Origin of the sequence: Corynebacterium glutamicum ATCC 13032 (assembly GCF_000011325.1) — a bacterium.
Taxonomy (GTDB): domain Bacteria; phylum Actinomycetota; class Actinomycetes; order Mycobacteriales; family Mycobacteriaceae; genus Corynebacterium; species Corynebacterium glutamicum.
On the sequence record NC_003450.3, the window covers coordinates 1,330,998 to 1,344,875 of the forward strand.

11 protein-coding genes and 2 pseudogenes are annotated in these 13,878 nt (G+C 55.2%); 8 read left to right on the forward strand and 5 right to left on the reverse strand.

The window, feature by feature from the left end; genetic code table 11:
* The first annotated feature begins 104 nt into the window (after nucleotides 1–104).
* Nucleotides 105–881 (forward strand): HNH endonuclease family protein, encoded by a 777-nt coding sequence (locus CGL_RS06305; protein WP_011265710.1) that lies wholly within the window; start codon nucleotides 105–107, stop codon nucleotides 879–881.
* Nucleotides 882–955: 74 nt separating this feature from the next.
* Complete coding sequence (locus CGL_RS06310) at nucleotides 956–2,014, forward strand: DoxX family protein (protein WP_011014243.1); 1,059 nt, start codon at nucleotides 956–958, stop codon at nucleotides 2,012–2,014.
* Between the two features lie 427 nt (nucleotides 2,015–2,441).
* Here the strand turns inward: CGL_RS06310 and ilvD are convergent, their stop codons facing one another.
* From ilvD to CGL_RS06325, 3 genes are all read right to left on the reverse strand, one after another.
* On the reverse strand, nucleotides 2,442–4,283 hold the full coding sequence (gene ilvD, locus CGL_RS06315) for a dihydroxy-acid dehydratase (RefSeq protein ID WP_003854128.1): 1,842 nt from the start codon (nucleotides 4,281–4,283) through the stop codon (nucleotides 2,442–2,444).
* A 128-nt stretch (nucleotides 4,284–4,411) separates the two neighbouring features.
* Nucleotides 4,412–5,047, reverse strand: a complete 636-nt coding sequence (locus tag CGL_RS06320; RefSeq protein WP_011014244.1) for a PH domain-containing protein — start codon at nucleotides 5,045–5,047, stop codon at nucleotides 4,412–4,414.
* Nucleotides 5,048–5,094: 47 nt separating this feature from the next.
* Nucleotides 5,095–6,696, reverse strand: coding sequence for a mechanosensitive ion channel family protein (locus CGL_RS06325; RefSeq protein ID WP_011014245.1), 1,602 nt, complete (start codon nucleotides 6,694–6,696; stop codon nucleotides 5,095–5,097).
* A 437-nt stretch (nucleotides 6,697–7,133) separates the two neighbouring features.
* Between CGL_RS06325 and CGL_RS06330 the strand changes: the two genes are divergently transcribed.
* The 3 genes from CGL_RS06330 (at nucleotide 7,134) to ilvC (ending at nucleotide 10,743) form a co-directional block, all read left to right on the forward strand.
* On the forward strand, nucleotides 7,134–9,014 hold the full coding sequence (locus CGL_RS06330; protein ID WP_011014246.1) for an acetolactate synthase large subunit: 1,881 nt from the start codon (nucleotides 7,134–7,136) through the stop codon (nucleotides 9,012–9,014).
* Between the two features lie 13 nt (nucleotides 9,015–9,027).
* The gene (ilvN, locus tag CGL_RS06335) at nucleotides 9,028–9,546 is read left to right on the forward strand and encodes an acetolactate synthase small subunit (protein ID WP_006286979.1); all 519 of its coding nucleotides are present in this window, start codon (nucleotides 9,028–9,030) and stop codon (nucleotides 9,544–9,546) included.
* Between the two features lie 180 nt (nucleotides 9,547–9,726).
* Nucleotides 9,727–10,743 carry a ketol-acid reductoisomerase gene (gene ilvC, locus CGL_RS06340; protein ID WP_003854117.1) on the forward strand — a complete coding sequence of 339 codons (1,017 nt, stop codon included), beginning with the start codon at nucleotides 9,727–9,729 and terminating at the stop codon, nucleotides 10,741–10,743.
* Nucleotides 10,744–10,959: 216 nt separating this feature from the next.
* Here ilvC and CGL_RS06345 read toward each other — a convergent pair.
* A pseudogene (locus CGL_RS06345) lies at nucleotides 10,960–11,730 on the reverse strand (ABC transporter ATP-binding protein).
* 69 nt (nucleotides 11,731–11,799) lie between these two features.
* Nucleotides 11,800–12,678 (reverse strand): annotated as a pseudogene (locus CGL_RS06350) (ABC transporter substrate-binding protein); the annotation flags it as partial.
* A 97-nt stretch (nucleotides 12,679–12,775) separates the two neighbouring features.
* Here CGL_RS06350 and CGL_RS06355 point away from each other — a divergent pair.
* From CGL_RS06355 to CGL_RS06365, 3 genes are read left to right on the forward strand one after another with little or no spacing between them, the layout of a single operon-like run.
* On the forward strand, nucleotides 12,776–13,039 hold the full coding sequence (locus CGL_RS06355; RefSeq protein WP_041625433.1) for a hypothetical protein: 264 nt from the start codon (nucleotides 12,776–12,778) through the stop codon (nucleotides 13,037–13,039).
* The gene (locus tag CGL_RS06360) at nucleotides 13,036–13,470 is read left to right on the forward strand and encodes an acyl-CoA/acyl-ACP dehydrogenase (protein ID WP_011014251.1); all 435 of its coding nucleotides are present in this window, start codon (nucleotides 13,036–13,038) and stop codon (nucleotides 13,468–13,470) included. The genes CGL_RS06355 and CGL_RS06360 overlap by 4 nt, the downstream gene beginning before the upstream one ends.
* A complete protein-coding gene (locus CGL_RS06365; protein ID WP_041625658.1) occupies nucleotides 13,467–13,814 on the forward strand; it encodes a hypothetical protein in 348 nt (115 codons plus the stop codon). Before CGL_RS06360 ends, CGL_RS06365 begins: the two co-directional genes overlap by 4 nt.
* The last annotated feature ends 64 nt before the right edge of the window (nucleotides 13,815–13,878 follow it).

A 13,878-nucleotide genomic window follows, 5' to 3' on the forward strand; every position in this document is an offset into this window, starting at 1 on the left:
GATATGTCAACAATATTACGAAGTGGAATGAAAATCAACGATTGAACAAATGTTCGGGGTGATTGCAGACGTGTCCTGCACAGTTGATATGGTGTGAAACCATCATGGCTCGATCACAAAAAAGAACACCTGCTATCAGGTCAACCAAAAAAGTTAAAAGTGTAATATCCAGCATCATCACGATTGCCGTGGCTGCAGTCGCTTTTGCAGCTTACGTTATAGATGGTGGGGTAGAAGAGGCGTCTGGAACACCGACGTCTTCGGAAAGCTCGGTAGCGGCAACTGCTCCAGCGGCATCTAGCGAGACTGCGGCTGAATACCGTGCGATGCTCGCTTCCCTTGACGTTAAAGGTCGTGCGCCAGGAACAGGATATGACCGCGAATTATTCGGACCAGCATGGACCGACACTGTTTCCGTGGAATATGGACACAATGGCTGCGATACCCGCAACGACATCCTGCAACGCGACCTGGATGACATCCAACTTCGCGAAGGCACCAAGGATTGTATCGTCACGAGCGGCCTGCTCAGCGATCCATTTTCTGGCGAACTTATTGATTTCGTTCGCGGTGAACGTTCCGGCGACGTGCAGATCGATCACCTGGTCCCATTACATGACGCATGGGTCAAGGGAGCACAGCAGTGGGATGAGCAAACTCGAAAGAACTTTGCCAACGATCCCGACAACCTTCTCGCCGTTAAAGGTACGCTTAACCAGCAAAAAGGTGCAGGCGATGCAGCAACCTGGCTTCCACCAAACACAGCTTTTAGGTGCGATTACGCAAAGAAAATCATCACCGTTAAAGATCGCTACAACGTGTGGGTGACTGAGGCTGAAGCAAGCGCCCTGGAACGCCAATTAGATACGTGTGCTGCATAACAGTCACATAAGCATTTGGGGCGCGCCGAAGTTATATCCACATTGCGGAAGTTAATTCGCATATTCTGGGGCACATGACTGATAACTCGCGAAATTCAAATCAGAATTTTGATCAACCAGACCTGAACGATCTCGATGATGATTCGGCCATCCCTACTTACAAGGGACCATCGCCTTCCGCGAATTCCTCCAACGCTACCGAGCGCCTCGGCAGTGTTTACGACCGAACTGGCCGTGCAGCGCCCCAGAACATTCCGCCGGCATCAAATGCTGCTGAAACCACAGCATTTGAGCGTCCAGATAATCAATCTGCGAAGCCAGTGGCTTCCGAAGCTCCAACAACTATTACGCCGGCAAGCTCTGGTGCATTAGCATCCGATGCTCCGACGTCTTATGTTCAGGCGCAGCCTTCCCAGCAGCAGACTCCTCAGCAAGTTCCGCCAGCTCCGCCGACACAAGTTACTCGTCAGATTAGCCGTCCTGAAGAGCCTGGTTACCAGCCAGAACCGTCTTATTCGGAGCCTTACACTGACTCTGATTTCGCGCCAGCAGGTGCGGCCGCTGCGGCAGCTGCAGTAGCTCCACCAATGATTGCGGAACAGCCACAAATTGTTGAAGATGCCCGCCGAGGTACCCTCGATTTCGGCCTGTTGATTATCCGCGCAGTCATTGGTGTCTATTTGATCGTCCGTGGAGTCTTTACATTCTTCACCCTTGGAGGATCTGCCGGTCTTGCTGGCCTCGAGGCAGAGTTCGCTGGTTACCAGTGGCCTGAAATCCTCGCGATCCTGCTTCCATCTATTGAACTTGCGGCTGGTGTCTTCCTGCTCCTTGGTCTGATGACCCCAGTGGCAGCAGCGGTAGCCACGGTGGCGACATCCTTTACCACCCTTCACCAAGTCAACACTCATGAAGGTGGTTGGGGTGAACTTAGTGAGCCATTGATGCTGGCACTGATCCTCACTATCGTGGTTGTCGGACTTCAGTTCACCGGCCCCGGCAAGATTTCCCTTGACTCTGGCCGAGGTTGGGCAAAGCGTCCACTGGTGAGCTCGTGGATCTTCGTGGTCATCGGCATCGCAGCGGCAGTTCTGCTGTGGTGGTTCGGTGCGGGTGTGAACCCAATCGCGTAGCCAAAGTTTTAGAAAAAGACCCTCCTGGTGAGGGTCTTTTTCATGCCTGGGTTCGGTTTGGGGCATGGTGCTGTAGAAGGCTGTTTAAGGATTCGTAATTGCCTAATGGGTCAAGTGTGGGGAGAGGTGTTTGAGGCGCTTAAACGGAAGAATAGGGCCTATCCACTTTGGGGTCAGTGGGGTAGTTGTGGTTCCTGAAAGCTTCCAGGGCAAGGATCCACCACAAACAGGGCTTTGCCCTTTGGAATCGGTCCGAAAGTTGCACGCATAGGGCTATAAAGCGGGAAAATCCACCACAACCAGCAGAAATCCTGCAACTTGTGGTGAGTATTTGCAACGGGGAGCTCCACCACGCCCACACAGGCCAAGACATGAAAAAGCACCGGAACCCAAAGTAGGGAACCGGTGCTCAAACACTCACAAAGGGTTAGTCGACCTGACGGACTGCACCCTTATCAGCGGAGGTAGCCATCTTTGCGTATGCGCGCAGTGCCTTGGTGACAACGCGGTTACGGTTGACTGGCTGCCATGGCTTCTCGGAGGCGTTCATAGCGTCGCGGCGGCGCTGGAGTTCCTCGTCGGAGACCTGAACTTCGAGCTTGCGGTTGTGAACGTCGATGGAGACGATGTCGCCGTTTTCGATCAGACCAATGACTCCGCCGTGTGCTGCTTCTGGGGAGACGTGGCCGATGGACAGTCCTGAGGAACCTCCGGAGAAACGGCCGTCGGTGATCAGTGCACACTTCTTGCCCAGGCCGGATCCCTTGAGGAATGCGGTTGGGTGAAGCATTTCCTGCATGCCTGGTCCACCTGATGGGCCTTCGTAGCGGACGACCAGAACTTCGCCAGCTTGGATGGTCTTGGTCAGGATGACAGAGACTGCCTCTTCCTGGCTTTCGACAACTCGTGCTGGTCCGGTGAAGTTCCACAGCTCTTCTTCGATACCTGCGGACTTGATCACTGCGCCGTCAGGGGAGATGTTGCCGCGAAGAACAACCAGGCCGCCGTCGGCGGTGTAGGCGTGTTCAACGTCGCGGATGCAGCCCTTGGCAGCGTCGGTGTCGAGTTCGTCCCAGCGGTTCTCGGTGGAGAATGCTTCGGTGGTGCGGATGCCACCTGGGGCTGCGTGGAAGAGTTCGGTTGCTACTTCGGTGGTCTTGCCAGAGCGGATATCCCAGTCATCCAACCAACCTTCAAGGTCGTTGGAGTGAACGGAGTGGACGTCCTTGTTCAGCAGGCCACCGCGGTTGAGCTCGCCGAGCAGTGCTGGAATGCCACCGGCGCGGTGGACGTCTTCCATGTGGTAGTCGGAGTTTGGTGCAACCTTGGACAGGCAGGGGACGTTTTTGGACAGTTCGTCGATGTCTGCGAGGTCGAAGTCAACTTCGCCTTCCTGGGCAGCTGCGAGGATGTGGAGGATGGTGTTGGTGGATCCACCCATGGCCATATCCAGTGCCATTGCGTTTTCGAATGCCTTCTTGGTGGCAATGCCACGTGGCAGAACGGATTCGTCTTCTTCACCGTAGTAGCGGCGGCACAGTTCAACGACGGTTTCGCCGGCCTTTTCAAACAGTGCGCGACGTGCTGCGTGGGTTGCCAGAGTGGAGCCGTTGCCCGGGAGAGAAAGTCCCAGAGCTTCGGTGAGGCAGTTCATGGAGTTCGCGGTGAACATACCGGAGCAGGAGCCACAGGTTGGGCATGCGGATGCTTCAACGGCTGCAAGGCCTGCGTCGTCGACTGCATCGCTTGCGGATGCGGAGATCGCGGTGATGAGGTCGGTTGGTGCGTGTGCAACGCCGTCAACGACGACAGCCTTGCCAGCTTCCATTGGGCCACCGGAAACGAAGACCACTGGGATGTTCAGGCGCATTGCTGCGTTGAGCATGCCTGGGGTGATCTTGTCACAGTTGGAGATACACACCATGGCGTCGGCGGTGTGTGCGTTGACCATGTATTCGACGGAGTCGGCGATGATTTCACGGGATGGCAGGGAGTACAGCATGCCGCCGTGTCCCATGGCGATGCCGTCATCGACGGCGATGGTGTTGAATTCCTTTGGAACGCCACCGGCTTTGCGCACTGCATCTGCCACAATATCGCCGACGTTCTTAAGGTGAACGTGTCCGGGCACGAACTGGGTGTAGGAGTTTACGATGGCAACAATTGGCTTGCCGAACTCATTTTCCTTGGTGCCGGTGGCACGCCAAAGGGCGCGAGCGCCAGCTGCATTGCGACCGACGGTGGTGACTTTTGAACGAAGTGGGATCATGATGCGCTTTTCAAATCTGCTCTAAAGAGCGGCGGGTGGTTGTCAAGAATCAACGGCACTTTGAAAACTTGGGTGAGCTTCTACTCGTGCAGAGGTGTGGACCTTTGGTTCGGACGGCTTATTACACTCTAGTGCTGTGACGCAGGGTTATCACGATGTGAGGTTTCAGACGCGGCTTGTCCGGTCTCTTGGGATTCAACGCTTTCTGTTTGTGTTGTATTCCCATCGGTGTCGTCATCGAAGTTCAACTGAACTGGCTTGCCCAGTGCCTTTTGGCGCTCCAAGTACTCTTCCTTGGACATCATCACGGAGTAGCCGTCTTCTTGAACGACTACAACCTTGCCGTCGGCTGCTTCCTTGCTTGCGGTGATCGCATCGGGGATGCGGCCGTGGGAAGCAGCTTCAAGGCGGGGAAGGGAGTTGAAGGTGACGCCGGGGAGGGTGACTTCTGCATCGGAGGTGGTGCGAGCGAAAGTGCGGGCACCCTTGAATCCGATTCCTGCGAGGTCTTCCCAGGCCACAACCTTTTTGCCCTTGAAGGCGTAGTTTGCGGTGATGCCCTGTTCATCAACGATCGTGGATGATTTTAGAACCCAGTAACCGAAGATGACAGGGAGCGCGAGCAGCCAAAACAGGTACTGAGGGGCTGCGCCGATGACTAATAATGAGATCAGGCCAAAAACAACGGCGCCCAAAATATGGGTGCGTTCTGGGTGAAATTTTTCGGAAAGCTCCACGGATGCCTTTTCTGCGTCTGAACTCATAATTTCCAATAGTAGTAAAGAAATGGGACACGTCTGTAATCAGCGTCCTAAGGGGTGGACGTCGGCGCAACTGTCTCTTGGACCGCGGTTGGTGCTTCCACTGCTGGAGACTGCGTCTGCGACGCAGTCGTTTCCTCCTGCGACGTGGCTTCCTCGGTCGGTTCGATGGTGTCGGCTCGCTGGGGCGTTGCGGTTGCAGGGGTTGAGGTTTCCTGCTGCGTTTCGACGTTAGATTCCATCGTTGGGGTCTCCTCCACCGTAGTGGGCACTGTCATCGAAGGCGTGCTTACTGGCGCGGAAGTTTCGGAGGTGGTCACCGCAGTTGAGGTGGCAGTGCTTGGTGACAGCCATCCACTGGAGTTTTGCCAATTCTCACTTGGTTCCACAGTCATGACCTTAAATAGTGACAGCAAGAGCAGCGCACCCAACAACAGGGACGTGCTCATGCGGACACGTCCGCCAAACGACAGGATCTTCTGCCACCGATTTGGGTAGTAATCAGTGCGGAAGAAGCCTCGGAGAGAGTGATCTGGTTTTGCTGTTTCTTCCGGTTCTTCGCTGGAGAGTTCTTGTTCCAGCACATCGGAATCAAGTTCCTTCTCTGGATTGCCTGCATTGATCACCGAGGCGTCTGCATTGTCTGCATCGTCGTTAGAGGATGCAGCTAGCGATGCAACCGTCGCCGCAGCCTCCGGCTTCGGTTCCTTAAGAGCCTGGGGGGAGGCGTCGATAAGCGAGGTCTTTGGCTCTTCATGCTCAACGTGTAAGGAATCAATGAGGGTTCCCGATGTAGTGGTTGCGCTGCCGTATTCTTCCCAGAATTCGCTGATGATTTCTGTGCGGATGGCGCGTTCGACCAGCCATTGATTGCCGGCGGTGACTTGCACGAGGAAACGCATGGTGACCATCCACGGCATGCCGACCACCGTTGGCGGCGTGACTTCCGTGGCTGGGTGCACATCGAGTTCACCGAGGATTTCCGGTGCGATTTTCTCCTGGCCAAGTGCGCGACGAGTCGCAGCTTCAGAGCGCGCGATGACATCTGTGATGTTTTCAGAACCCAACATGGGGATCGGAATAACGACAACCGCACGCGACCAGTTATTAGAATTGTTGATGCACACTTTCGCCGTGGAGTTGGGGATGATCACGGTCTCTTGTGCAATCGTGCGAATTTTGGTCGCGCGCATGGTGATCTCAATGACGGTGCCTTCGACAACGATGCCGTTGCCCTCAAAACGCACCCAGTCACCCACGCCGAATTGCTTTTCCGTCAGGATGAAAAATCCGGCCAAGAAGTCCGCAACAATCGACTGCGCACCAAGGCCAATGGCAGCTGACGCAATGGTTGCCGGAATCGCAGCGCCCGCGAGAGAGAAACCAAAAGCCTGCATCGCGGAGACGGCAAGCATGAAAAACGCCACAATTTGCGCGATATAAACGCCAACGCCGGCGAACGCGAGCTGGTTCTTAGTGGTGTCCGCATCGGCTGCAGACTCCACTCGGCGCTTGATAATACGCATGGCCAGTCGGCCGATACGTGGAATCAAAAACGCCAAGACCAGGATAATTGCTACATCAAAACCGGTATCGACAATCCAATTCCACAATGAATAGAGCAAATATTGAATGGGTACGCCTAAAATCATGAGCCAAGATTAGCGCTGAAAAGTAGCGGGAGCCTGCCTGAACTTTGTGAGAATCCTGATTCCTTAACCGAAGTGGGGGAGTTTTGGGGGTGGGAATTTTCGTGCGTTGTGGAATTGGAAACTCGATGTGTGTAGCATGACACACCATGACCATTATTCGACTTGTAGTAGTAACCGCGCGGCGCCTGCCGTAACGGCCTTCCAAGTCGTCTCGTCAAGCGCCCTCGACAACACTCACCACAGTGTTGGAACGAGGGCTTTCTTGTTGGTTATGACCCAAGTAGCCAACTTTGCAACAGACATCTGTCGCACTGCGTGCACACGCATCCGCGTCGGAACAATTTTAAATGAGGGCTTTGTCTTTAGGCTGAGTTGAAATCGGCTTGGCTTGGACGGGTCCTGTGAAAATCCTTATTTAGTAAAGGAGCCAGAAAGTCGTGAATGTGGCAGCTTCTCAACAGCCCACTCCCGCCACGGTTGCAAGCCGTGGTCGATCCGCCGCCCCTGAGCGGATGACAGGTGCAAAGGCAATTGTTCGATCGCTCGAGGAGCTTAACGCCGACATCGTGTTCGGTATTCCTGGTGGTGCGGTGCTACCGGTGTATGACCCGCTCTATTCCTCCACAAAGGTGCGCCACGTCTTGGTGCGCCACGAGCAGGGCGCAGGCCACGCAGCAACCGGCTACGCGCAGGTTACTGGACGCGTTGGCGTCTGCATTGCAACCTCTGGCCCAGGAGCAACCAACTTGGTTACCCCAATCGCTGATGCAAACTTGGACTCCGTTCCCATGGTTGCCATCACCGGCCAGGTCGGAAGTGGCCTGCTGGGTACCGACGCTTTCCAGGAAGCCGATATCCGCGGCATCACCATGCCAGTGACCAAGCACAACTTCATGGTCACCAACCCTAACGACATTCCACAGGCATTGGCTGAGGCATTCCACCTCGCGATTACTGGTCGCCCTGGCCCTGTTCTGGTGGATATTCCTAAGGATGTCCAGAACGCTGAATTGGATTTCGTCTGGCCACCAAAGATCGACCTGCCAGGCTACCGCCCAGTTTCAACACCACATGCTCGCCAGATCGAGCAGGCAGTCAAGCTGATCGGTGAGGCCAAGAAGCCCGTCCTTTACGTTGGTGGTGGCGTAATCAAGGCTGACGCACACGAAGAGCTTCGTGCGTTCGCTGAGTACACCGGCATCCCAGTTGTCACCACCTTGATGGCTTTGGGTACTTTCCCAGAGTCTCACGAGCTGCACATGGGTATGCCAGGCATGCATGGCACTGTGTCCGCTGTTGGTGCACTGCAGCGCAGCGACCTGCTGATTGCTATCGGCTCCCGCTTTGATGACCGCGTCACCGGTGACGTTGACACCTTCGCGCCTGACGCCAAGATCATTCACGCCGACATTGATCCTGCCGAAATCGGCAAGATCAAGCAGGTTGAGGTTCCAATCGTGGGCGATGCCCGCGAAGTTCTTGCTCGTCTGCTGGAAACCACCAAGGCAAGCAAGGCAGAGACCGAGGACATCTCCGAGTGGGTTGACTACCTCAAGGGCCTCAAGGCACGTTTCCCGCGTGGCTACGACGAGCAGCCAGGCGATCTGCTGGCACCACAGTTTGTCATTGAAACCCTGTCCAAGGAAGTTGGCCCCGACGCAATTTACTGCGCCGGCGTTGGCCAGCACCAAATGTGGGCAGCTCAGTTCGTTGACTTTGAAAAGCCACGCACCTGGCTCAACTCCGGTGGACTGGGCACCATGGGCTACGCAGTTCCTGCGGCCCTTGGAGCAAAGGCTGGCGCACCTGACAAGGAAGTCTGGGCTATCGACGGCGACGGCTGTTTCCAGATGACCAACCAGGAACTCACCACCGCCGCAGTTGAAGGTTTCCCCATTAAGATCGCACTAATCAACAACGGAAACCTGGGCATGGTTCGCCAATGGCAGACCCTATTCTATGAAGGACGGTACTCAAATACTAAACTTCGTAACCAGGGCGAGTACATGCCCGACTTTGTTACCCTTTCTGAGGGACTTGGCTGTGTTGCCATCCGCGTCACCAAAGCGGAGGAAGTACTGCCAGCCATCCAAAAGGCTCGAGAGATCAACGACCGCCCAGTAGTCATCGACTTCATCGTCGGTGAAGACGCACAGGTATGGCCAATGGTGTCTGCTGGATCATCCAACTCCGATATCCAGTACGCACTCGGATTGCGCCCATTCTTTGATGGTGATGAATCTGCAGCAGAAGATCCTGCCGACATTCACGAAGCCGTCAGCGACATTGATGCCGCCGTTGAATCGACCGAGGCATAAGGAGAGACCCAAGATGGCTAATTCTGACGTCACCCGCCACATCCTGTCCGTACTCGTTCAGGACGTAGACGGAATCATTTCCCGCGTATCAGGTATGTTCACCCGACGCGCATTCAACCTCGTGTCCCTCGTGTCTGCAAAGACCGAAACACACGGCATCAACCGCATCACGGTTGTTGTCGACGCCGACGAGCTCAACATTGAGCAGATCACCAAGCAGCTCAACAAGCTGATCCCCGTGCTCAAAGTCGTGCGACTTGATGAAGAGACCACTATCGCCCGCGCAATCATGCTGGTTAAGGTCTCTGCGGACAGCACCAACCGTCCGCAGATCGTCGACGCCGCGAACATCTTCCGCGCCCGAGTCGTCGACGTGGCTCCAGACTCTGTGGTTATTGAATCCACAGGCACCCCAGGCAAGCTCCGCGCACTGCTTGACGTGATGGAACCATTCGGAATCCGCGAACTGATCCAATCCGGACAGATTGCACTCAACCGCGGTCCGAAGACCATGGCTCCGGCCAAGATCTAAACAGCAATTAATCTGATTGCACCTGCTGCATAAATGTGACTAGTCAAACACCGTCTAATTACATGTGTGTGGTAGAACAATAATGTAGTTGTCTGCCCAAGCGAGTTAAACTCCCACGATTTACAGTGGGGGGCAGACATCTTTTCACCAAAATTTTTACGAAAGGCGAGATTTTCTCCCATGGCTATTGAACTGCTTTATGATGCTGACGCTGACCTCTCCTTGATCCAGGGCCGTAAGGTTGCCATCGTTGGCTACGGCTCCCAGGGCCACGCACACTCCCAGAACCTCCGCGATTCTGGCGTTGAGGTTGTCATTGGTCTGCGCGAGGGCTCCAAGTCCGCAGAGAAGGCAAAGGAAGCAGGCTTCGAGGTCAAGACCACCGCTGAGGCTGCAGCTTGGGCTGACGTCATCATGCTCCTGGCTCCAGACACCTCCCAGGCAGAAATCTTCACCAACGACATCGAGCCAAACCTGAACGCAGGCGACGCACTGCTGTTCGGCCACGGCCTGAACATTCACTTCGACCTGATCAAGCCAGCTGACGACATCATCGTTGGCATGGTTGCGCCAAAGGGCCCAGGCCACTTGGTTCGCCGTCAGTTCGTTGATGGCAAGGGTGTTCCTTGCCTCATCGCAGTCGACCAGGACCCAACCGGAACCGCACAGGCTCTGACCCTGTCCTACGCAGCAGCAATCGGTGGCGCACGCGCAGGCGTTATCCCAACCACCTTCGAAGCTGAGACCGTCACCGACCTCTTCGGCGAGCAGGCTGTTCTCTGCGGTGGCACCGAGGAACTGGTCAAGGTTGGCTTCGAGGTTCTCACCGAAGCTGGCTACGAGCCAGAGATGGCATACTTCGAGGTTCTTCACGAGCTCAAGCTCATCGTTGACCTCATGTTCGAAGGTGGCATCAGCAACATGAACTACTCTGTTTCTGACACCGCTGAGTTCGGTGGCTACCTCTCCGGCCCACGCGTCATCGATGCAGACACCAAGTCCCGCATGAAGGACATCCTGACCGATATCCAGGACGGCACCTTCACCAAGCGCCTCATCGCAAACGTTGAGAACGGCAACACCGAGCTTGAGGGCCTTCGTGCTTCCTACAACAACCACCCAATCGAGGAGACCGGCGCTAAGCTCCGCGACCTCATGAGCTGGGTCAAGGTTGACGCTCGCGCAGAAACCGCTTAAGTTTCACCCCTTTGACGGCTTAACCGCCGCATAGGAAATGCCCTCCGGACTAATTGTCTGGAGGGCATTTTTGCTACCTGCTGTGCACTTTGTACATAAGGCAACAAGATTTTGGCAAAATGGTGGCCAAAATCAGGAAATCTTGGTGCCGAAAGTACGCGCGGAAGAAAAAGGCCACCCTTTTCAAAGGGCGGCCTTTAAAAGACGTGTTAGAAACTAGTGCTCCAGCAGATGCAGCATCCGCTTACGCAGGGCTGTGGTCTCGGCTTCAACAGAAGCGTCTTCACTCAGCTCGTGTCTGGGGCGGGGAAGATTCACTGGAATATCGGTGATGATGGTGGCTTCGGGGCTCTTGGACATCACGAGAACTCGGTCGGAGAGCAGGATGGCCTCGTCGACGTCGTGGGTGACCATGACGACGGTGCGGCGGGAGGCTTCCCAAATGTTGAGTAGTTGGAGCTGGAGTTCGCGGCGGGTGAGGGCGTCGAGGGCGCCGAAGGGTTCGTCGAGAAGCATGATTGGTGGGTCGATGGCGAAGGCGCGTGCGATGCCGACTCGCTGTTGCATGCCGCCGGAGAGGCGGGCGGGGCGCCGTTCGGCGGCGTCGGTGAGGCCTACTTGTTCGAGGTGGGTGCGGGTGATGTCGGCGCGTTCGGTTTTGCTCAAGGAGGGGCGCGCGGAGCGGAGGCCGAAGTCGATGTTGCCGCGTGCGGTCAATCAGGGCAGGAGGGCGTGGTCTTGGAAAACCATGCCTCGGTCAGGTCCTGGTCCTTTAATTTCTTCGTTGCCTGCGCTGACTGTGCCGGTGGATGGGGAGGCCAGTCCGGCGATCATTTTGAGAATTGTTGATTTTCCGCAGCCGGAAGGGTCGAGGAGGGAGACGAATTCACCGTCGTTGATGGTGATGCTCGTATCGCCAATGATAGTGGTGGAGCCGTAGGACTTGGTGATCGTATTCAGCTCGACGGAAGCGTTTGGTTTAGTCATAGCGAACTACTTTCTGCAACTCACCGATGAGGTGGTCAAGGATTAAGCCGGTGATGCCGATGATTACGACGGTCCATCCAGCAACGTGGCAGGCTGGTTGAGGTATTTTTCCTGCGACAGCGTGCGTGCCGAGGAATCAAATTGTGCCGGATTGCTCAAAATTGCGGAGGCTTCCTCCAGCGCATTAAGCACACCCTGAGCCGCCGTGGGGTGTTCAGCTTTCCACTCTTTGGCCATCGCCACGGCGCAGCATGGATGTTTGTCCCACAGTTGTTTGGTCAGCAGCCAAATCCGGCCGGAGCCATTGCTGATGGCGCGTTCATTAAACGGCCCAGGCCCAATGAATCCATCGATGCCCTCAACTGTCAATTGTGCGACCATATCGGCAGGTCGGAGCAGGCGAAGCTCAAGATCGGCGATGGGATCAACTGCGTTTGAGACGAGATAATCGCGCAGGAGCAGCGCATGGACTGAATATTCAAAAGGAATTCCCAGCACCATGCCTTTAAGATCCGCCGCTGAATTGACGGAACCATAGTGCTTTGACGCCAAGGTAATTGCTTGCCCATTGGTGTTCTGGGTAAACGACAGCTCCGTCGGGCGCGACGCGTTGGTCACTCCAGCATTAATCGCCACAGTCATCGGCGACAGCATGTGCGCAACATCAAGCTGCTCTGTTGCATAGGCGGTCCACAGGTCGGACCAGCCTGAGTACTTCTTCAACGTGACATTCACGCCGTGTTTCTTAAACAGCCCTAGCGCATCTGCGATAGCAATCGGCGCCGAGCCCGCAATAGGCACGTAGCCAATGGTCAGGGGAGTGTTATCCGCAGGTTCATTATTGCTTGTCGACGTCACGTAGCGGGCCGCTCCGGCCAATGCGGTGCTCAAGGACGCAAAAGCGCCCAGTTGCAGAAAACGCCTGCTGTCGAAGAGGATATGTGTCACGATTGCAGCATCCTTAAATCAGGTGCCATACCGAGTGTTCTTTGAATTTGAATAGGCTAGTCTGTATTCATTAGGCGATGTCTTGTGAGATTAGTAAATGGCCACAGCTCTAGCCCCTTATCCACTTGACTCCCCGGTTCTAGAAAAAGACCTCATCGACACAGTGGTTGCTAACGCAAAAGCTGTAGACAAAGCAGAACTTGATGCCCGCTACATCCTGAAACTCCTTGCGGAGCAGGGGAAGATCAGCGTTGGAGCCCTCGCAACACCGACGGTAGCCTCTTGGAAATGGCGCGCATCGTGCGTGAGCTTTCCCGCTAGGACCTGTCTACTGCCTTCACTTTGTGCGAACACCGCATGACCTTGGATTACTTCAAGGCATCCGGCACTGACTATGCTTTGGGATTGGCTGCAGAGTCGGAAGGGGCACGACGCACTGGTATCACCGGCATGGCGAGTGCATTCAAGGAGTTTGCTGGTTGTGGTGAGATCGACCTTGAAGCAACCAGGGTAGAAGGTGGCCTCAAAGTTAGTGGAAAGCTTCGTTGGGCTTCCAACTTGTGCGAAGATCCAGTGATTGTGCCTGCTGCAAAGACCGCAGAGGGCTTACAACTACTGTTCGCATTGGGCGCAGAAACCGAAGGTGTCACCCTCGGTTCTTCACTTGCTCTACTCGGTTTGAACGCAACTGCTTGCGCTTGGGTGAGCTTTGAGGATGTCTTCATTCCTGGGGCTCAGATTCTAAGCCACGATTTCCTTACCTTGTGGCATCGGTGCGCCCAACCTTCGTGATCCTACGGATCTCCGAATACTTCGGTGTCGCTGAAGCTGCGATTAATGCAGCCACTGGACGTCTGACCAGCCTCAGCGAAGTGTTTATCGACAACGCTGCCGAGATCCAAGACAACCTTTCTTCGCTGGTCGCGCTTCAGAAAGATTTGGCAGAGCGAGTCAACGTTGAAGGAGTCAATCCTGTTACTCCAGTTGATCTACTGGAACTTCGCCTCGGTTCCGCGCAGCTGGCCGTTGCTGCAACTGCCATTGAGGTTCGTGTTGCTGGAGGAGCAGGTTATGTAAAGTCTTCATCAACGTCTCGTCGTTTCCGTGTTGAAATGGGAGCTTGCACGGGTCCGTGATCTACAGGCCACGCAAAACTAAATCACTTTAAATATCAACACCCTGTTCACTGTCTGGTGCTTT